Source organism: Rhodococcus sp. 05-2254-6 (genome assembly GCF_002258565.1).
Classification (GTDB): Bacteria; Actinomycetota; Actinomycetes; order Mycobacteriales; family Mycobacteriaceae; genus Rhodococcoides.
The window spans coordinates 33,128-53,233 of sequence record NZ_NOZF01000009.1; the positions used below are offsets into that span (position 1 = coordinate 33,128).

The 20,106-nt window shown below is 63.7% G+C and carries 19 protein-coding genes and 1 pseudogene; 9 read left to right on the forward strand and 11 right to left on the reverse strand.

All coding sequences use genetic code 11. From position 1 onward, the window contains the following. The 5 genes from CH256_RS00935 (at nt 1) to CH256_RS00955 (ending at nt 4,583) form a co-directional block, all read left to right on the forward strand. Entirely contained in the window at nt 1–612 is a 612-nt protein-coding gene (locus CH256_RS00935) for a TetR/AcrR family transcriptional regulator (protein ID WP_094668625.1), read from the forward strand. 76 nt (nt 613–688) lie between these two features. Continuing rightward, nucleotides 689–2,716, forward strand: coding sequence for a phenylacetic acid degradation bifunctional protein PaaZ (paaZ, locus tag CH256_RS00940; RefSeq protein WP_094668626.1), 2,028 nt, complete (start codon nt 689–691; stop codon nt 2,714–2,716). After that, a complete protein-coding gene (locus CH256_RS00945; protein WP_094668627.1) occupies nt 2,713–3,030 on the forward strand; it encodes an EthD family reductase in 318 nt (105 codons plus the stop codon). The genes paaZ and CH256_RS00945 overlap by 4 nt, the downstream gene beginning before the upstream one ends. A 23-nt stretch (nt 3,031–3,053) precedes the next feature. Continuing rightward, on the forward strand, nt 3,054–3,422 hold the full coding sequence (gene paaI / locus CH256_RS00950; RefSeq protein ID WP_082074055.1) for a hydroxyphenylacetyl-CoA thioesterase PaaI: 369 nt from the start codon (nt 3,054–3,056) through the stop codon (nt 3,420–3,422). Nucleotides 3,423–3,452: 30 nt separating this feature from the next. Then, the gene (locus CH256_RS00955; protein WP_094668628.1) at nt 3,453–4,583 is read left to right on the forward strand and encodes a helix-turn-helix domain-containing protein; all 1,131 of its coding nucleotides are present in this window, start codon (nt 3,453–3,455) and stop codon (nt 4,581–4,583) included. Here the strand turns inward: CH256_RS00955 and CH256_RS00960 are convergent. Next, nucleotides 4,549–5,958 (reverse strand): FAD-binding oxidoreductase, encoded by a 1,410-nt coding sequence (locus CH256_RS00960; RefSeq protein WP_094668629.1) that lies wholly within the window; start codon nt 5,956–5,958, stop codon nt 4,549–4,551. The two genes, CH256_RS00955 and CH256_RS00960, sit on opposite strands and share 35 nt — an antisense overlap. Nucleotides 5,959–6,257: 299 nt before the next feature. Here CH256_RS00960 and CH256_RS00965 point away from each other — a divergent pair, with 299 nt between their 5' ends. Continuing rightward, nucleotides 6,258–7,559 carry an MFS transporter gene (locus tag CH256_RS00965; RefSeq protein ID WP_094668658.1) on the forward strand — a complete coding sequence of 434 codons (1,302 nt, stop codon included), beginning with the start codon at nt 6,258–6,260 and terminating at the stop codon, nt 7,557–7,559. Between the two features lie 165 nt (nt 7,560–7,724). Here CH256_RS00965 and CH256_RS00970 read toward each other — a convergent pair whose 3' ends face one another. From CH256_RS00970 to CH256_RS01000, 7 genes and pseudogenes are all read right to left on the reverse strand, one after another. Continuing rightward, on the reverse strand, nt 7,725–8,435 hold the full coding sequence (locus CH256_RS00970; RefSeq protein WP_068054513.1) for a hypothetical protein: 711 nt from the start codon (nt 8,433–8,435) through the stop codon (nt 7,725–7,727). A 90-nt stretch (nt 8,436–8,525) separates the two neighbouring features. Next, nucleotides 8,526–8,840 carry a winged helix-turn-helix transcriptional regulator gene (locus CH256_RS00975; RefSeq protein WP_094668630.1) on the reverse strand — a complete coding sequence of 105 codons (315 nt, stop codon included), beginning with the start codon at nt 8,838–8,840 and terminating at the stop codon, nt 8,526–8,528. Continuing rightward, nucleotides 8,837–9,241, reverse strand: a complete 405-nt coding sequence (locus CH256_RS00980) for a VOC family protein (RefSeq protein ID WP_068054518.1) — start codon at nt 9,239–9,241, stop codon at nt 8,837–8,839. The genes CH256_RS00975 and CH256_RS00980 overlap by 4 nt, the downstream gene beginning before the upstream one ends. Nucleotides 9,242–9,294: 53 nt before the next feature. Further along, nucleotides 9,295–10,020: pseudogene (locus tag CH256_RS00985) on the reverse strand (FAD-dependent oxidoreductase); the annotation flags it as partial. A 207-nt stretch (nt 10,021–10,227) separates the two neighbouring features. Beyond that, nucleotides 10,228–11,280 carry an alcohol dehydrogenase catalytic domain-containing protein gene (locus CH256_RS00990; protein ID WP_094638813.1) on the reverse strand — a complete coding sequence of 351 codons (1,053 nt, stop codon included), beginning with the start codon at nt 11,278–11,280 and terminating at the stop codon, nt 10,228–10,230. Next, nucleotides 11,277–12,572: an MFS transporter gene (locus tag CH256_RS00995; RefSeq protein WP_094638812.1), complete on the reverse strand. Its 1,296-nt coding sequence runs from the start codon at nt 12,570–12,572 to the stop codon at nt 11,277–11,279. The genes CH256_RS00990 and CH256_RS00995 overlap by 4 nt, the downstream gene beginning before the upstream one ends. 20 nt (nt 12,573–12,592) lie before the next feature. Continuing rightward, nucleotides 12,593–13,126, reverse strand: coding sequence for a 2,4'-dihydroxyacetophenone dioxygenase family protein (locus CH256_RS01000; RefSeq protein ID WP_094638811.1), 534 nt, complete (start codon nt 13,124–13,126; stop codon nt 12,593–12,595). A 193-nt stretch (nt 13,127–13,319) separates the two neighbouring features. Between CH256_RS01000 and CH256_RS27540 the strand changes: the two genes are divergently transcribed. Then, nucleotides 13,320–14,282, forward strand: coding sequence for a helix-turn-helix domain-containing protein (locus tag CH256_RS27540; protein ID WP_176460215.1), 963 nt, complete (start codon nt 13,320–13,322; stop codon nt 14,280–14,282). 237 nt (nt 14,283–14,519) lie between these two features. On the opposite strand, the gene CH256_RS01015 is transcribed toward CH256_RS27540, so the two are convergent. After that, nucleotides 14,520–15,002 (reverse strand): hypothetical protein, encoded by a 483-nt coding sequence (locus CH256_RS01015; protein ID WP_068054537.1) that lies wholly within the window; start codon nt 15,000–15,002, stop codon nt 14,520–14,522. A 260-nt stretch (nt 15,003–15,262) separates the two neighbouring features. Here CH256_RS01015 and CH256_RS01025 point away from each other — a divergent pair, with 260 nt between their 5' ends. Continuing rightward, nucleotides 15,263–16,516 carry an EAL domain-containing protein gene (locus CH256_RS01025; protein ID WP_306436630.1) on the forward strand — a complete coding sequence of 418 codons (1,254 nt, stop codon included), beginning with the start codon at nt 15,263–15,265 and terminating at the stop codon, nt 16,514–16,516. Nucleotides 16,517–16,946: 430 nt separating this feature from the next. Then, complete coding sequence (locus CH256_RS01030; protein ID WP_231894017.1) at nt 16,947–17,750, forward strand: hypothetical protein; 804 nt, start codon at nt 16,947–16,949, stop codon at nt 17,748–17,750. 12 nt (nt 17,751–17,762) lie between these two features. Here the strand turns inward: CH256_RS01030 and CH256_RS01035 are convergent, their stop codons facing one another. Further along, nucleotides 17,763–18,932, reverse strand: coding sequence for a GGDEF domain-containing protein (locus CH256_RS01035; RefSeq protein WP_094668632.1), 1,170 nt, complete (start codon nt 18,930–18,932; stop codon nt 17,763–17,765). Nucleotides 18,933–19,010: 78 nt separating this feature from the next. Next, entirely contained in the window at nt 19,011–20,039 is a 1,029-nt protein-coding gene (locus tag CH256_RS01040; protein WP_094638807.1) for an Rv1355c family protein, read from the reverse strand. Nucleotides 20,040–20,106 lie beyond the last annotated feature (67 nt).

A 20,106-nucleotide genomic window follows, 5' to 3' on the forward strand; every position in this document is an offset into this window, starting at 1 on the left:
ATGACAACCGCACGCGCGCCGCGCAAGACCGGACAGCCAGGGCGGCCGGGATACGACCTCGATTCCCTCCTGGCAGTGGCGGTCAAGGTCTTCAACGACCGCGGATACGACGGCACCAGCATGGAAGTTCTGGCGAAGCGGCTCGGAATCACCAAGTCCTCGATCTACCATCACGTGTCCGGCAAGTCCGAGTTGCTCGAACTCGCGCTGTCGCGGGCCCTCAACGCTCTGTTCGCCGTCACGACGGAGGATCGGGCGACAACCGGGCGATACATCGACCGCCTCGAATACCTGGTGCGACGCAGCGTGGACATCCTGTGCGCGGAACTGCCCTATGTGACGCTGCTGCTGCGCGTGCGAGGCAACACCGACGTCGAGCGGCGGGCCCTCGCCCGTCGCCGCGAATTCGATTCCTTCGTCACCGGGCTCGTGGTCGTCGCCGCCGAGGAGGGCGACCTGCGTCCAGGGGTGGATCCGGCACTCGCGTCCAAGCTCGTATTCGGCACGGTCAACTCGCTCATCGAGTGGTACCGCCCGCGCACCGGCGGATCGGTCGAGGAATTGGCCGACGCGGTCGTGGCGCTGACCTTCGACGGGTTGCGTCGCACGTAGCCGGACAAGTCTTGACATCTCGGCGTTCGACGGCGATGGTAATTACCGACCGAACGTACGGTGAGATGGAGGCGTTGTGAGCAGACTTCTGGAAAGCTATGCCCAGGGAGCGTGGTATTCCGCGACCGACGAGGGAACGCCGCTGCTGAGCGCCGTCGACGGCAGCGAGATAGCTCGGGTGTCCTCCAGCGGTCTCGACGTTGCCGGCATGGTCGACTACGCCAGAACTGTCGGCGGCCCGGCCCTCGCCGCCTTGACGTTCCACGAGCGCGCGGCGCTGCTGAAGCAGTTGGGCCTGACGCTGATGGCAGGCAAGGAGGAGTTCTATCAACTCTCCCGACATACCGGAGCCACCGTCCGTGATTCCGGCGTCGACATCGACGGCGGCTTCGGCACCGTGTTGAGCTACGCGAGCAAGGCTCGACGCGAGCTGCCCAACGACACTGTCTATCTCGACGGCGCGATCGAACAGCTCGGCAAGAAGGGCACCTTCCTCGGTCAGCACATCCACACCTCGCGGCGCGGTGTCGCCGTGCAGATCAATGCGTTCAACTTCCCCGTCTGGGGTTTCCTGGAGAAGCTGGCACCCGCGTTCATCGCCGGTGTGCCGTCGATCATCAAGCCCGCCAGCCAAACTGCGTACCTCACCGAGCTGGTGTTCCGCCGGATCATCGAATCGGGATTGCTGCCCGAGGGATCGGTACAGCTGCTGTGCGGTAGTGCCCGCGGCGTCCTCGATCACCTCGGTGGCCAGGACTCCGTAGCGTTCACCGGAAGTGCCGATACCGCAGCGACCCTGCGTTCGCACCCCAAGGTCGTCGGCGAGGGACTGCACTTCACGGCCGAGGCCGACTCTCTGAACGCGTCCATTCTGGCTTCTGATGTTGCGCAGAACGATCCGGAGTTCGATCTGTTCGTCAAGGGCGTCTTCGTCGAGATGACATCCAAGGCGGGACAGAAGTGCACGGCCATCCGGCGCGTGTTGGTCCCGCAGGACTCGGTCGAGCCCGTCATCGAGGCGCTGAAGGCAAAGCTGGAGAAGGTCGTCGTCGGTGATCCGGCAGACGAGGGCGTCACCATGGGTGCGCTGGCGAGCATCGAACAGCGTGATGAGGTGCTCAAATCCATTCGTGGACTGACCAAGTCCGCCACAGTGGTCTTCGGCGATCCGGAGACGGTGGATCAGCGGGCCGGCGCATTCATGGCACCGGTGCTGCTGAAGGCCGGAGACAAGACCGCGACCGAACCGCATGACATCGAGGCCTTCGGGCCCGTCTCGACCGTCATCGGCTACGACAGCACCACAGACCTCCTCGATCTCGTCGCCCGCGGCAAGGGCTCGCTGGTCGCCTCTGTCGTGACCAAGGATTCGGCCATCGCACGCGAGCTCGTACTCGGGTGCGCTCCGTACCACGGGCGCATCCTGGTGTTGAACTCCGAGGATGCGAAGGAATCGACCGGCCACGGATCTCCGCTGCCGGTCCTGGTGCACGGCGGTCCCGGACGGGCCGGCGGCGGTGAAGAACTCGGCGGTATCCGCGGCGTACTGCATCACATGCAGCGCACGGCAATTCAAGGAACCCCGGACGTGCTGACTGCGGTGGGCAACAAGTGGGTAGCCGGTTCTGCGCGCATCACCGGCGATGTGCATCCGTTCCGCAAGAACCTGGGCGAATTGAAGCTCGGCGACACCATCGTCGGTGGACCTCGGCAGGTCACCCGAGCAGACATCGATCACTTTGCCGAGTTCACCGGCGACACGTTCTACGCACACACCGATCCCGAAGCGGCAGCGGCCAACCCGCTGTTCGGCGGTATCGTCGCGCACGGCTACCTGGTGGTCTCGCTGGCAGCCGGGCTGTTCGTCGATCCGGCGCCAGGTCCCGTGCTTGCGAACTTCGGCGTCGACAACCTTCGCTTTCTCACGCCGGTCAAGGCCGAGGATTCCCTGACGGTCACGTTGACCGCCAAGCTGATCACCCCGCGTCAGAGCGCCGACTACGGCGAAGTACGTTGGGACGCAGTGGTCGTCAACCAGGACGATGACCCCGTCGCGACCTACGACGTGCTGACCCTGGTTGCGAAGCCCGAGGACGCATCATGAGTATTCGCGTAGCCGTCTGTTACGGAATGCCCGAGGACCCTGCCGCATTCGATCGTCACTACGCCGAGGTGCACGTGCCCCTCGCTCGCGCCGTTCCCGGTCTGGTCGACTTCACCTGGGGCACCCTGGACTCGCTCGACGATGCACCGCCGGCCTACTACGCGATCGCCAGCCTGTACTTCGCGGACGAGGCGTCGCTGAAGGCAGGACTGTCCTCGCCCGAGATGAAGGCAGCAGGCAAGGATCTGCGCAACTTCGCGACCGGTGGGGCCGTCATGTTCACCCAGAATGAGCGATCGGTGTTGCAGTCGTGAATGATTCGATGATCGCGCGAGAGATGTTCGAGGTCGACGCCGCGTCCCGCAAGCTCGGAATCGAATTGATCGAGCTCTCACCCGGGCACGCGAGAATGTCCATGGTCGTCACCGAGGACATGGTCAACGGGTACGCCATCACCCACGGCGGCTACGTGTTCCTGTTGGCGGACACCACGTTCGCGATGGCCTGCAACTCCCACGAGGACTCGGCCGTCGCAGCCCGCTGCGACATTCGTTACCTGCGTCCGACGAAGACCGGCGACGTCCTGGTCGCGGACGCCGTCGAGCGTGCGAGGTTCGGCCGCAACGGGCTGTACGACGTGTCGGTGTCGTGTCGAGGTGAGCTGGTCGCAGAGTTCCGAGGCGACAGTCGCACGATAGCGCGGTAGCGATCGAACCCGTGGAAGTACTGTGAGTCGGTGACCACTGCGGACCTCTCGGCGCTGGCAGACGCAACCGCCGCAGCTGCGGGCGGTGCCGTGTCGGTGATGGACCCGCGGGGCTACGTGGTCGCGTACTCGTCGGTTCCGGGGCAGCCGATCGACGACGTACGGCGCGACGGCATCCTGGGCAAGCAGGTTCCGGCCCGATACATGGTGCATCACATCGATCCGGATTTCCGGCGTAGTTCGACGGTCCATGTGGTCGACGTGGCGGGAGCGTTGCCGCGTCTGGCAGTGGCGGTCTCGGCGGACGGGGAGTACCTCGGCTCGATCTGGTGCATCGTGTCCACACTTCCCTCCGGTCCACCCGATCGAGGTGTGGTGACCGCATTGACGCGCGCTGCGGCTGCCGCGGCACCGCTGCTCCTCGCTCGGCTCCGTCCGACCGGACCCGGTAACCCCAGGGCCCGTGCGTTGTTGACCGATCCCGCCGTCGTCACCTCGCCGGGTAGCCGATTCGCGGTTGTGGCGGCGACGGTCGACTCGGCGCAGCCCGGTTCCCTGTTGGTGCGGCTCGGGGGTCTGTTGGAGCTCTCGTTCGGCGGAGATGCGGATTCCGGTTTCATCGTCGATGGTCACGTCGTGTTCTTCGTGGTGGCGAGGGACGACGACCGCGGTGTCGCCGAGGAGGCCGAGGAGGTGCGGCTCCGGGCGCAGGGTGCATTCGGTGTTCCGGTGACCTTCGCGATCGGTGGGCCGCATGCCCGGCCCGCGGTGGCGCGTGCCCACGCGCACTGGACGCTGGGAGCGATCGAGACAGGTTCATACACCACGACATTCGCGCAGAGTCGGGTGCCGGTCACCCTGAAGAGGGCGTCCGATGTGCTCTCGGACGTGCCGCTGGCGATTCCGGCTGTAGAACGAATGCTCACCTACGACGCTGCCGAAGGGACCGACTACGGCGCGACGGTGCTGGCGCTACTCGCGCACGAATCCAACGTCGCCGCAGCGTCGGCATCGCTGTATCTGCACGCCAATACCTTTCGCTATCGGCTGCGGCGGACGAGGGAACTCTTCGATCTCGATCTCGATGACCCCGATACTCGATTGCTCGTGTGGATGTCGCTGCGGCTCAGGGCCGAGCGGACAGGACCTTCCCCGGATTGAGCAAGTAGTGCGGGTCCAGTAGTTCCTTGATGCCCCGCTGCAGTTCGGCTGCGACCGGGTCGAGTTCGGTTTCGAGGAGGTCCCGTTTGAGCAGCCCGACTCCGTGCTCGCCGGTGATGGTTCCGCCGAGTGAGAGAGCGAAGGCCGCGATCTCGTCGAACGCTCGGTGAGCCTTGGCCAACGATGCCGGATCGTTGGGGTCGACGATGACCGTCGGATGAATGTTTCCGTCACCGGCGTGGCCGACGACTCCGATGACGATGCCCAGCCGGTCCGCCACCCGACCCACCTCGTCGATCATGGTGGCGAGTTGTGAAATGGGTACGGACACATCGTCGACCAACGGTGAACCCAGGCGCTCCAGCGCGGGATAAGCCAGGCGACGGGCCTGGACGAGTTGTTCCGACTCGACCTCGTCCTCGGCGACTGCCACGTCGGTGGCACCGGATTCGGTGCACAGTGCGGCGATCGCCTCGAGTTGCTGCACGGCACCGTCGCCGATGTCGGACTGCGCTATCAGCACTGCCGCAGCGTCGGTTCCGAAGCCCATCCGCGCGTAGGCGTCGATCGCGGCAATGGTGGTGCGGTCCAACAGCTCGAACAGGCTCGGGGTGATACCTGCCGCACGGATCTGTGTGACGGCTTCGCCGGCGGCAACGGTCGACGGGAAGGTCGCGGCCATGGTCAGCGGGGTAGCGCTGGGGAAGTCGAGGCCGACGGTGACCTCGGTGATGATGCCGAGGGTTCCTTCCGATCCGACGAACAGGTCCGCGAGGGAGAGGCCCGCAACACCTTTGACGGTGCGGCGACCGACGAACGTCGCTCGGCCGTCGGCAAGCACTACGCGCAATCCCCGCACGAACCGAGCTGTCACGCCGTACTTCACGCAGCACAGGCCGCCCGCATTGGTGGCAACGTTGCCCCCGATCGTCGACGCCTCCCAACTGGACGGGTCGGGCAGGTACGTCAAACCCTGTTCACGGGCCGCGTCTTTCAGTTCCTTGTTCGTCACGCCGGGTTGAACGACGGCAACGCGGTCGACGACGTCCAGCTCGATGATCTCGTTCATGCGGCGAGTGTTGAGTGCGATGGCTCCATGGCTGGAGTTCGCAGCGCCCGCCAGGCCCGTCAGTGCACCCTGAGGTACCACTGGAATGCGGTGTGTCGATGCAATTCTCATGATCGCCTGGACGTCGGACTCGGTGGTCGGCAGTACCGCGACGAGCGGAAGTGCGGATTCACAGAGGGCTGCCGCGTCGCGTCGATAGCTTTCGAGGATGTCCGGATCGGTCACCACCGCGTCGGAGCCGAGGGCCTGCGTGAGTTCGTCGAGGATCGGCAAGTCGAGCACGAGCCTCGACGAGGGTGCAGTCATGAGTCCGAGTATGACCCTCCGTCACTGGCGGCGTCTGCGTCGTTTCGGACCAACATCAGCGCGTTGATCGGTGGATTTCGACGAATGTGCAAGAATCCACGCTCGGCATCGTCTGCGCCACCTTGACAAATCATCGTGTCGGCGGTCACAGTGATTACCGACCGAATGGACGGTGAGTTATATCCGGTTTTCGGTCGCCGAGATTGTTCGTGTTCGATCCCTTTCACCCTGCCTCACGACACTCCGAATCGCCGCTTCAGTATCCGAGCGCCGGAGCCCGAACGAAACGAGACAAGTCGATGTCAACACAGGTCGAGACGCCCACCGGGGTGTCGCGCGAGCACCGCCGCGCCGCGATGGCCAGCATGGTCGGAACCACGGTCGAGTGGTACGACTTCTTCATCTACGCGCAGGCGGCGTCGCTGATCTTCGCCCAACTGTTCTTCGCGCCCATGGGCTCGTCCGGACAGCTCGTCGCCTACGTCACCATCGGCATCAGCTTCGTCTTCCGGCCTCTCGGGGCCATCGTCGCGGGCTACTTCGGCGACAAGATCGGTCGCAAGAAGGTCCTCATCGCGACCCTCACGCTGATGGGTGCGGCCACCGTCGGTATGGGACTGCTGCCGACCTATGCCACCATCGGCATCTGGGCCCCGATCATCCTGATCGTGCTGCGCATCCTGCAGGGATTCTCCACCGGCGGCGAGTGGGGCGGCGCGGCGCTGATGGCCGTCGAACATGCCCCGAAGGGCAGGCGCGGAATCTACGGTGCCGCAACCCAGATGGGCGTTCCGCTCGGCATGCTCATCGCGGTAGGAACGTTGGCATTGTGCACCGGCTTGCTCAGTGAGGAGCAGTTCGAGGCCTGGGGCTGGCGCATCCCGTTCCTGATCAGCTTCGTGCTCATCCTCGTCGGTTTCTACATCCGACGCCGCGTCGAGGAGACTCCGGTGTTCAAGGAGCTCGCAGAACGCAAGGAGCGCAACCACACTCCGGTTCGTGCACTGTGGCGCACCAACAAGAAACAGGTCATGCTCGCTGCGCTGTCGTTCATCGGCACCAACGGAAACGGCTACATCATCGTCGGCGGTTTCATCGTGGCGTACTCGACGCGCGAACACGGACTCGCTCGCGTGGATGTGTTGGTGGCCAGCTTGTTCGCGGCCATCGTCTGGGGTGTGTTCACTCTGCTCGGCGCACATCTGTCCGATCGCTACGCCCGGACCACGATCATGAACCTCGGCAACGCGGCAATGGTGTTGTGCGCCATCCCGTTCTTCCTTCTCGTCGACACCGGTGAGTTGCACTGGATCTACGTCGCCCTCGGGCTGTTCGCCGTCGGACTCGGGCTGTCGTACGGACCGCAGCCGGCTCTGTACGCCGAGATGTTCCCCGCAGCAGTCCGATTCAGCGGTGCATCCATCGGCTACGCCATCGGCACGGTGCTCGGTGGAGCCTTCGTTCCGACGATCTCCGAGGCACTGTTCAAGGGAACCGGCACCTCGATGTCCATCTCGATCTACCTGATGATCCTGGCGGCGATCTCCTTCGTGGCAACCTCGCGAATCAAGAACCGTCGAGACGAGGATCTGAACGTCTGACGCACCTGCTCGAAAGCCCCGAAACCATCACGGTTTCGGGGCTTTCGTTGTATGTACGCAAGACCGACCGCGACGGCTGAATCGACACGGACCAACGCGCACGCTCGTTGCCATCTGCGCCCGACCGCCTGCAGGGAAAGGATAAGGCAGGACCGGGTTTCTCGATCACGCCGACCGCGCGTGGCCACCCTGTCCGAGTTCGCTTGCGCTCTGTTCGTGACGACTAGGCATTCGGCGTCGACGATCGGCGCGAATCGCTGCGACGACCAGAGCGACTGTCGCGGCGACAACGCACAGCCAGCTGAGCCAGAGCAGACCGCTGATCGAGGTGGTCACGCCAGCACCCCCGAAGGCGACCGCGCCCGCGATCAGACGGTTGAGGTGACGTTTTCCCGGTTGCCGGACGACGCTTGCGACGAGACCCAGCCCGATGACGGCGAGGGCGAAGCCAACGATGATGTAGACGTGCGGCCGGTCGCTTCGAGTTGTCAGAAAGATCAGTTCGTCCGGGTTGGTCATCTGGAAGAGGGTCCCTGCTACGCCCGTCGCAGCAGCAATCCCGCAGGCCGTGCATGCGTTACGAACGGCTTTCCCGCTTCGCAGCCACACAGCCACGGCCGCGAAGGGCGTCACCCATACGGCCAACGCGAGATAGACCGGCCACAGCTCGGACGGTGCGACCGAGGCCGCAGGCTCGTACAGATTTCGGTCCGGAAGAATCCATGCTCCGACGAGCGTCAGCCAGGCGGCGGGGACGGTCCATGCAACCGCAGCCACCCAGGACAGCGCACCCCGTTTGCCGACGATCGCCGCGACCGCCGACACTCCGACCCAGATCGCGATGTAGAACACGATCAGGGCTTGTGCCGTATTCACTCGTCTCCGCAGCCCTCTCACGCAGTTGTTCGGTGTGTTGTCCCGCGCGTGCAATCACTCCCATGAGGTCGCCGACGATGAGGGTGCCGGTCAGGTCGCGCTCACGTCGGAATCACGAACTGGTGGTGCAGCTTCTTTGCCCCAGCGCTCGAGTGCGCCGACTGCGTCACGCAAAGCGAGACCTCTCTCGGTCAGCGCATACGCCCGAGTGTTGTGCCGCAGGGGGAGGCGAGTCAACACGCCTGCCGCTTCGAGTTCGCGTAGCCGGGTAGCGAGCATGTTCGTCGGAACGCCCAGTTCGCGCTGCAGATCTCCGTAGCGTTGCGGCCCATCGAGTAGCCGCTCCACGATGAGCAGCGCCCAACGAGCGCCGACTACGTCGAGGGCGTAGGCCAGGCCACTCATTCGGCCGAATCGGTATCCGGCTTCATCCAGAACGGCGAGTAGTGGTAGCCGTCCGGGTCGTCGAACTGGCGTTGGTACATGAAGGCGTAGTCATCGGTGTCTCCGATTCGTCCACCGGCAGCGCCGGCGCGCTCGGTCAACTCGTCGACTGCCTCTCGGCTACCGAGGTCGAACGAGACCGTGACCTTCGACGGGGTGTCGGGTCCGCCGATCAGATCCTCGGTGCCGCCCACTCTCGCGTACATCTCGCGACTGCCGAGCATGACGTACTGCCCCGGTGTGATGGCGAAGCACGACACGTTGTGGTCGGACATCTCGGGGTTGAGCGTCCAGCCGAGGGCTGTGTAGAAGGCGGTTGCGCGCTCGACGTTCTCGACGGGGCAGGTGATGAACAGGCTCATGCGTCGATGCTTGCAAAATGCAAGTGCGGCGTCAAGGGGTCAATTCGACGTCCTTACCTGTGCGCGTGCAGCGGACGGCCCGACAACGCCATCATCGCCTCACCGAGTGCCTCGTTCTGCGTGGGGTGAGCATGCACGAAACTCCCGACTTCAGATGGCAGTGCTTCCCATGCCACGGCGAGTTGTGCCTCGCCGATCAGCTCGCCCACGCGGTCACCGAGGAGGTGAACACCGACAACCGGGCCGTCGTCACGGGCTCGAATCACTTTGACTCCACCGGCGGTGGACAGGATGCGGCTCTTGCCGTTGCCGCCGAGGTCGTAGACAACGGAGGTCACGGTGCCGTATGTCTGCTCCGCGGCCTTTTCGGTGAGTCCCACCGACGCGACCTCCGGGTGTGAATAGGTCACGCGCGGAACGAGATCGCCGTCGATGCGTGCCGGTGCCAGGCCGGCGATGTGTTCGGCGACGAAGATGCCTTGCTGAACTCCGCGGTGAGCCAACTGATACCCCGCCACGATGTCGCCGACGGCATAGACGCCGTCCACGGTGGTGAGGAGGTTGTCGTCGACGGTTACGAAGCCGCGTTCGGTGGCGATGCCCTGCTCAGCCAGACCGAGACCGTCGGTGCGGGGTCCACGTCCGACGGACACCAGGACGAGGTCGGCCGAGAGGGTGTCCCCGGACGACAGTGACACAGAGACTGCGTCGGGAGATTCGGTGACGGACTCGACCTTGGTGCCGGTACGAATGTCGATGCCGCGCTTACGTAGTGCCTTGTTGCCGCGACGGGGTTTTCGACGAAATCGGCAACAGTGCGCAGAAACCCGCCTGCCACTCCGCTGGAGAACCGATTCCCTGCAGCCGAAGAAGTCTGTATTACGCCTAATCCCGTTGCAGGACAGGACCTGCGGCTGTCTCGTCTTCGTTACTTCGATGACGGATTCGCTTACAGGTTGTTTACGCAGGGTGGCCGACGGCGGGCTTCAAGCTCTGCAGTCCACGAGCGTTTTGATTCCGGTGTTGCCACTTGATGCCATGCGGGTGAGCGTTTCACTGGCATGACGCAACGGGACTATTCGCGTGATCAAAGGCCGAAGGTCGAGTGTGCCCGATTCGACGAGGTCGATCAGTTCGGCGTGGCAGTTGTTGTATCCGACGCTCGCTTTCAGCGTCTTTTCCGAGTTGACGAAATCGAATGCTGCCAAGGAGATTCGAGGGGCGAGTCCGAGAAGTATGATTTCCCCGCCGAAGCGCGCAAGGGAGATCGCGAGGTCTACTGCGGACTGCCGGCCGACGACTTCGAACGACACGTCCACAGCATCTTCGCCCGTCGCCTGTCCCGGTTCGATGGTGGTCGGATCGTCCACCTGATCGAACCCAGTGGTGAGTGCAGCCTCTCGGCGGCTGGGTTCGGGATCGATACCCAGAATTCGTGAAGCCCCCTTGATACGCAGGAGTTGGCCGACGAGTAGACCGACGGGGCCGAGTCCGACGACGGCAGCGGTTCCACCGGGGGTGAACGACGACCGTCGAACCGCGTGCAAGGCGACGGCAGCAGGTTCGAGTACTGCTGCCGACGCGAGGTCGAAACCCGAAGGTAGGCGGTGCACCATGTATCCGGGCACTGTGGCGCGCTCGGCGAGGCCACCGTTTCCCATCAGGCCGACGAAGCCGAACGATGCGCAGGTGTGGTAACGGCCCATCCGACATTGGTCGCACCGCCCGCATCTGTAGTTGGGTTCTATGACAACTGCATCGCCGACGCGTACGTGGGTGACGTCCGCGCCGACAGCCGACACCGTTCCCGAGAATTCGTGCCCCAGGGTTATGGGAGCGCTCATTCCCGAGAGCTGATGTGGCGCATCGACCGGTATCGCGTGTGGGCCGTCAGCGATCTCGTGCAGGTCGCTTCCACACACCCCGCAGTAGGCCACGGCGATCTCGACGAATCCCCTGTCCGGGGGAGTTCTGACAAGCTCGTCGAGACGAACGTCTCTGGCGGCGTGCCAGCGCACAGCCAGGACTGGTGCTGTCATCGAACTTCTTCCGTTCGAGAAGGCGCTGTTTCGACCAGTCCGAAGCTCAATGCGACCACGATTGCTGCGGCACCTGCTGGGATCAACATACTCATCTGCAAACCGAACGAGTCGGACAGCAACCCCGCCAACCAAGGGGCGACGAACCCCCCGATGATCTCGCCGGTACCCATGATGGCACCGAGGCAGGTCGCGATGAGGTGCCTCGGCACGGTCTCGGCGGGAATCGTCGCCATCATCAAGGTGAAGCACCCCATGCCGGTGTACGTCACGATCAGAGCGGCGAACAACATGCTCGGTGAGCCGACGTACACAATGGCCAACGGTGCGAACACGGCCAGGGCCGAAAAGACGATCATTGCTGGTCGGCGTCCTGTTCGATCCGAAATTCCAGGCACCAGAGCTCCCCAGATCACCCATGCAATACCGATGCCACTGAGCACGAAACTCAATTCCCCCCCGGAAAACCCCTTGATCTCGCTCAGATACAGCGGAGCGAAAGTCTGAGTAGTGGTGAACCAGGTCAGGTAGAACACCGAAATGACAAGGCACAAAGCCACATTGCGTGTGCGTAGAGCCTGCCAGAACGTCATCGAAGGGTCACCCCGGTGAATCGGTGCAGCCGTGTCCGCCGCATCCTGAGCCAAAGTCGCCGGCTCCCGTAGTCGCAAGTCGCGAACGAACACCAGGACGAGGACCGCGAGTACGACTCCGGGCACCACGGTGGCGTAGAACGCCGTACGCCACCCGAAACTTTCCGCCAGCCACACGGTCACGAACGGTCCTAGCACGCCTCCGATCAAGCCCGCCGAAGACCCTTGCACCATGCCCATGTTCAGCCCACGTCGTTTGGGACTCGAGGAGTACATCATCATCGGCTGGGCCAGAGGCAGAACTCCTCCTTCTGCGCATCCCATGACTGCACGGAGCAGGACGAGACTGGCGATTCCACCCACCAGTCCCGACATGGCCGAAAACAGGGTGAACACGATGATCGCCGCGATCAGATACGGCTTGCGGCGGTCCTTGCGGTCGGAGAGGTAGCCGATGGCCAGTCCGGAGACGGCCCACGCGAGCGCCGGTACGCCGCCTAACAGCCCAATATGTGAATTGTCCAGGCCCAACTCGTCTTTGAAGTACGGAGTCAGGTAGTTCAGTGCCAGTCGGTCGAAGAAGACGAAACCGAAAGTGCCGAACAGGACGGCGAGGAGAACGTTCTCGTAATGTCCACCGCGAGGGGGAGGACGGTAACCGCGGGTGGCATCGGCCTGTCCCGCATCGATGGCAGTCATGTCATGGCCTCGAGTTGGGATCAGCGGATGAGGGTATCGACGTAGTCCGCCCCGATACCCACCTTGTCGTAGTGTTCCCGGCAGAGGGCCAGGTAGTCGTGGACATCGAAGTGTCCGGTCGAGTTTCCGTCTTCGTCGAGCCAGATCAGTGGGCCCTTGACGACGAAGAACGCACGCATGGGCTCCTCGTGCTCGTAGGCGACCAAGGTGTGGCCCTCGCCGGGAGTTTCGAACACGAACGAACCTGCTGTGGCCGTCCACGGCTGCTCGAGGTAGCCCCACTTACCCGAGATCGTGTACGCGAAGACTTCGTGCGGGTGGTAATGCCGATTGACCAGTCCCGCAGTCTTCGACCAGAGGATATCGGCCCACCTGTTGTCGCGGGGTGAGATCCACAAGGGGCGCGAGGCAACAGTGTCGCTGAACGGTACGTAGTAGCGCTCGTCGTCCACCGGTGCGAATTGGTGAAAAACCTCCGGTTGAGCATCCGGCTTCATGTAGTCGGCGATGGGCTTGAGGTCCTGCCAGAATTCGGTGTTGGGCTGTTCAGGCATGTCAGTCTTCCGATCGAGGAGTAGTGCGCGTCCCGAATGGGACTCGATCAGTGAACTGCATCACTCGCTTGCGCGGCTTTCTGATACCGGTCGAACTTCTTGCGGCTTTGAGACATCTGAAACGGGCCTCGGCTGTTGCGGGGGCGATAGGAAACGTGCAGTAGGATGGCGCAGATCACATTGTGGAGGTGTCATGCCTGCGAGTCAGCTCACCGCTGTGCGTTCTATCCGCACAGACGATGTCGCACCCACGGACCGGCTCGAATACTGGGAGCACTACAACGCTGAGGCCCTCGTGGGATTGCGATGCGGGACCTATTCCGTCGAGGGCCTGGTGGCGCAGGAATCGAACTTCGAGATCGACGATCTCAAGCTGGCCCACATCGATGGCAACCCTCACATCATCGAACGCACTCCGGATCTGGTGCGGAACCACCCCAAAGAGTCCATTTTCGCTACCCTCCTCATGGAGGGATCGGGGTTCTTCTATCACCCCGAGGGATGCCTCCCGGTGCATGCGGGTGATGTGATCGTCTACGACACCCTTCACCCGTACTTGTTCGCATTCGGGTCTGACATGCGGCAGCTGCTCATCGATGTGCCACGACAGACAATGCAGCAGCAATTCGGGCGATCGGACATCGACCGACCGATCGTCTCGAGTGCTCAGTCGGCGACCGTGCAAGCACTCACAGGCGCGCTGTTCGGCCCGGAAGGCGGCGGTTCTGCTCCCCGAATCGAGATCGAGAAGTCATCCGCCCTTGTGGAATTCATCGCGACGATGGCCGGACTGGCAAATGATCTCGGTGCGATTCGACAGCAACAAGCCCTGTCCTTCATCGCGGCCAACATTTCGAATCCCGAGCTGTCCGCCGCCGACGTCGCATCCGCTCTGGGAGTGACGCTGCGGCATCTCAATCGTTCGATGGCTCAGGCTGGAACATCGGTCAGTAGGACCATACGAGAAGAGCGGCTCGACCGCGCGATTCTCGCGCTGCAGACGACAGTCAACAAAAGCATCAGCGATATTGCCGCCGAGTGGGGATTCAGCTCGCACGCTCAGCTCTCGACCTTGGTTCGCCGACACTACGATCTCACCCCGAGTGAAGTGCGAGATCACCCCGGGCCTCTTCGATTCGTCAGGGAATCGCGCTGACGCCAGGTTCGCGAAAGCTGCTGCGGCGCAGTATATGCAGGGGTTCTGACGTAGTCGATACTGTCGACGCACAGTACTACTCCAGTTCGACGTCGCCGGCGACTCGATGAGGCCCGTGGCTGACGGCCTGACCGCTGTCGGGGTGCCGAACAGGACGCGACGCGGTCGCGCGAATGCATGCTCGACCCGAACTGTGAACGGGCCGCTCGAATACTCGACACGCGTGAAGCATGCGTTTCAATCGGCTCGCTCGGCACCACTGCGTGTGAGGACCAGTCCGGTCCCCACGACGCCGATGATGGTGATCGCCAGCGCAATCGATGACCAGCCCTCGCTGTGCCAGTACACATCTTCGAGCGTGATGAGCAATGCTGCTTCGTCGACGATCAGCGCCAGGGCCACCCCGAGTACCGCTCCCATCCACGACCGTGTCCGTGGCGAACGGTCCACGAGACCGAAGACGGCGACGGCTGCCAGCAACAGAATCCCCCACAGGTAGTGGTGCAGGTGCACTCCGCCGGCGCTGATGTCGCCGACATCGCTGGTGTCGATATGTATAAGCCAGGTGACCAGCCGGGCACCCCCGAAGGTGACGGTGAATGCCAACCACGCCAGCACGATTCCGCGGCGCGCCGGGTCGATCTGTCTCCAGCGGTAGGGAAATCCGAAGCGGGCGTGCTGGGTTGTCTCGGAGTCGTCGTCAACAGGTTCGTTCGGCATCACGGTCATTGTTCCGCATCGGCGCTACCGGTCCGGTAGGCGCGTTCGTGCGTCTACAGACGGTCCGCACTCAGAGTTCCACAGCGACCGGTTGAGCCGGAGGCGACCGCTCGAAGACGTGTCGTGGCAGCGCGATCGCCTCGCGCGGTATTGTCGGTTCGGTGTCGAGTCGCCGGCACTCGTATCGACATATCCGTCTGACTTCGGATCGGTTTTCGACGAAGGCCAGGGCGACCTCGCGTGGCCGGGGAGGATTTTGCATGGCAGCACATCGCGACACCGAGACCGCGCATTCACCGTCCACCTCGTTCTCGGAATCGATAGGACTGGTCGTCACCATGCAGTTCGCACCCATCCGACGACTCGACGACAACGCCCTTGCCGGAGCCGAACTCCAACTACGAGGCCCTGCCGGCTCTGCACTGGACTCCGCTGACGCGCTGCGCCGCGCCGCACACCTGATGCAGCAGCGACCCCAATTCGATCTGCACAAGACCACACTTGCGAACACCGCACCTGCACGTACCCTCGCCGAACACCTGCCCCTGATCCTCACCGTCGATGCGCAGTCACGCCGCGCCCTCGACGACAGCGACCGCGAACGCACATCGACGATGCTCGAACGCGTCGTCGTCACCGTCGACGCCTCAGCCGTCCTCGCCGACCCCCACCAGGCCATGGCCGCGATAGCATCCGCGCGGACCGGCGGAAAGCTGATCGCACTCGACGGCGTCGGAGACCACCCCCACGCGACGACCCTTCTGCCGTTGATCGAGCCCGACATCGTCATCACCGCAGCGGACCTGCTCACCGAAACCGGACACGACGTCGGAACCACCACTCATGCCCTCGCCGCCTACGCCGAGCGCTCCCACGCAGTGATCGTCGCCGAAGGCGTCGACACCGAAGCCACCCGCCTGGCCGCGATCACCATCGGAGCCACATACGGAACGGGGCAGCTGTTCCCGGCAGTCGAAGACCCTGCCGAGCTCCTCGACGAGCCGGTCGTTCCTATGCCCGCCGACCCGGTCTGGACCACACCGACCACCGACTCGAGCACCCCCTACGCCATTGCCTCGGCACACGCCACCGCCCGGCGGGGAACGAAAAAGCTGTTGATTCAGATGAGCAAATCCCTCGAAGCGCACGCCGCAGCGTCCGGATCATCGATGATCGCACTCGGCACTTTCCAACGCGCACAACACTTCACACCCACCACCTCCGCTCGATGGCATCATCTCGCAGAAACCATTGGTTTCGCCGGGGTCTACGGCGTGGGCCTACCCGCCCTCGTCGACGGCAACGTTCGACATGCCCCACTCGACCCGGGCGACCCACTCGTCCAGGAGTGGACCGTCATCACCCTCGGTCCACACCACGCGGCACTTCTGTCCGCACGTGACCGCCACGACAACGGCCCTGACCTCGACCGCACTTTCGACTTCGTGCAGACCTTCGACCGAGCCACCGTCACCCAAGCCGCCCGAGCGATTCTGCGGCGCTACCCGCACTGAACAGCACACATCGGCCAGCATGCGGGGTCCCACGGCCGCCGGACAGCATCGTCGGTTCCAGCGAACAATGCGCACCTATGCAGATTTCAGGGACGCAGCCGTGGGTCAGCTGGACTCGCGATCGACACAGCTCGTTCGATTCAGATGCTCACACGGATCACTCTCCTGATGGAGAGCGTGCCGCTGACCGCCTCGGACATCATGACCTGGATATGTGACTATCCACAGTGACCGCAGACCTTCTGTCGGACTCGCCCAGTGATATGTCACAGAGTGACGACAAATAACAGGTCTGCAGTACGTTTTAGGCTATTTCGCTGGTCCGTAGGGTTGTTTTCTGGACACAATAGGTTTGACGATTGTTCAGGAATCAACCATGCCCTCGATTTTGCCCCAGAAGGGCGTCGAGGGATCAGCCAGGAGTGCGCCCATGACTACCCCCCTCCTCCCCGACGTGCCCTCGGCACGCACCATCGAATACGTAGACCGTCCCCGCTCGGTTTGCAGTGTGCCGACGGACAGGACGAGCCTCGTCCGGGGGCGAGGCCTGGACTCCGTCCACCGGTCGACGCCCTGCGCGGACGGAGCCCTGACATTGACAGCCGCGACGCCGTCGGGCTCCCCGGAACTGTGGTCCCGCTACGTCGAAGGAGCGTGGGAGTCGTATTCACGCCACGGTGTCACCGCGGCTCTCGACATGGAAGAAGTGGCTTCCGGCGCAACGACAGCACTGTTCTACGTGGTGTGCGATGAGGCAGGAGAGATGCTCGGCGGCGTTCGAGCCCAGGGGCCGTACGCGATGGTCGAGCAATCCCATGTCCTCACCGAGTGGAAGGACTCGCCCGGACTGGCACCGGTTACCGACCTGCTTCGGTCTCGACTTCCCCACGGAATCGTGGAAATGAAAAGCGCGTGGGTCGATGCGGGGGCCGCAGGGCGGACGGTGTCGAATGTCCTGGCTCGAACAGCGTTGCCGACGCTCGAATTGACCGGCAGCCGGTACCTGTTCGCCAGCGCGGCCGATCACGTCCTGCGTTTGTGGGAGAGTTCCGGTGGGCGGATCGACCACGGCATCCCCGCTGCCGCGTATCCGAGTGAGCAGTACCGGACCGTCATGATGTGGTGGGACCGAACTACCCTCGCGCAGGCCGCGCAGCCCGAGGTGTGGCGCTCGATGGTCGACGAGGTCCGCGCACTGTGCGGGGACGATCGGCAGGTCCTGTTCGTGGCGTAGCGGCTCGCTACATCACTGGCGTCGACCATTTTCGTGTTGCCGACCCTGTAGGGTGCCCTGCCAGCTGATCGTCAAGGTCCCCGCGTGGCAGGCGCGGTCTCGGCCGTCGGTCTTGGCTCGGTAGAGCGCGGCATCAGCGGCGCGGACGACTGCATCGAGTACTTGATCGAGACCGCCCGATTCGGTCGAAGCGAGGCTTGTCGCGGGTAACGCACCGTCATCGGACGCGGCCGGTCGCACGTCCACAGTCACCGTTCCGATACTCACGGTCACCGTGCAGTCGGACCGGACTCGGTCGAGTATCCGCCGCGTGAGCTCGTGATCCTCTCGGTGTGTGGCGAGGATCAGGAACTCTTCGCCGCCGGTCCGGGCAACCACCGCATCCGATGCGCCGACCACCGCGTGCACCGCATTCGCCAGGGTGGCGGCAACCGCGGCGAGCGTTCGGTCGCCGGCTGTGTGACCGGCCGTGTCGTTGACGGCCTTGAAGTAGTCGACGTCGACTACGAGCGCAGACAACGGTTTCCCTCGCTCGCAGGCCTCGTGCACCAGGATCCCGGCGTTCGACAGCAGTCCGCGTCGATTGACCAGACCGGTCAGCGGATCCGTGTCGGCCAGTTGTTGCAGTTTCCGGTTGACCACCGACAGTGTTCGGCGCAGGCCACCGATGAGCGCGACCGGCACCAGCACCGTGGTCACGGCGGCACCGATAGCGACCGCAGTCACCGCCCACCCTGAAGATCCCACACTGATCACCGACAGTGCCGTGGCCATCACCACCGAGACCGCGGACAGGCCGGCAGTCACACGTGGTGGTGAGCTCGATGCGGCGATGGCCGGAACGATGGCCAACATCGAGGTGACCGCACGCGTTCCTGCCGGATCCGCGATCAGGTAGGCACTGATCGCGACTCCGGTCATACCCCCGAAACCCAGGACCGCGAATTGGCGTTCGCTCAACCGCCCCACCCTGGCGGCGAAAAGCACGGTGACTGCAGTAAACGTCAGCACGGCGATGAGAACCGGAAGTGCGTTCGGCCGTAGGAATGTCGGTGACAGCAGCGCAATGGCCAACAGCGGCACCGCACCGGTGGCGCTCGCGATGACTGCGGCCGTGCGGGTGTCGAGCCGTGATCGCCAGAAGTTCGTGCGCCGACGAGGCGACTGGTCGATCACGTTCATCGAATGATTCCTCGGATCAGGGTTGGGCGAACCCCACAAACAGTATCTGTCGGAGCTCCTCGCCGGTGGTGCGCCCGCTCACACGTTTGCAGGACCGGCGGCAGGGTCGAGGCCGGTGCGTACCAATCCATCCAGATCGATCCGCCGCCGACCTGAAGGGAGTGGTTCGCCGCGGCCGAATGCCCTCACGGCAGCGGTTACAGCGGCACCCCCGAGTGCGACGTCTCCGCCGAGCTGGGGCCACGTCGAGAGCGTGCGCCCGATCTCCGGCACCGACGCAATCATTCGAGGGGTCAGCTTGCTCGGTTCGAGCAACGTCGCTGCAATTGTGCTCTTCTGCTCGATGGTCATGTCGGCCAGATCCGCGGTGTCCATTTCGCCGAGCAGCCCGTGAAACACCGGTCGGTCGGGTTCGAGATCGAAGCGTTCGATATCGAGGACGCCTCCGTCGCTGGTCTCCATCACCACAGGAATACCTTGGGCGCGGGCGTGGTGGCGGACCAGCAATTTGGTGTCGATCGAGTCGCATTCCTCGACGACGAGATCGAGTCCGTCGAGGAAGCCACCGAGCGTCTCGGCCGTCACACCGTTCGCGAAGACCTGCACATTCAGATAGGGGTCGAGCTCGGAAATTCGTCGGGCTGCCACGACCGCTTTGTTCACGCCCAGATCGAGCACCGAAGTCGGGACGCGGTTGAGATTCGACAGATCGAGCTCGTCGAAGTCGGCCAGACGCAACTCCCCGCACAATCCCTCCAGTGCGAGGGTATGCGCGACGGCATGACCGACACTCAGCCCGACGATTCCCACCCGCAGACCTCTGAACCGAGCTTGCTCTTCGGTGGTGATCTTGTTTCTGTTGCGGTCCAGTCGCAGCCGATCGAAGCCGCGTGGACCGAGGACCCGCACCAGTGAGCGCCGCCATGGGTAGTACACCCACCGTGGCTCTTCCGCGAGGTCGCCGGCGATCGCGGGAAGTAGCCCACGAAGCGAGGCCAACTGGTCGGGTGTCGTGTCGACGACGCCGATGGCGGGATCGTCGATCAGACCACGGACGATCGAGTCGTGTTCGTGCTCGGACGGATCGAACACTCTGTGCTCTGACATTGCTGAGTCTCCGCATCTTTCGGATGATTGTCGCCGACGGGCGGCACTGATCACGTCCTACAGCCGG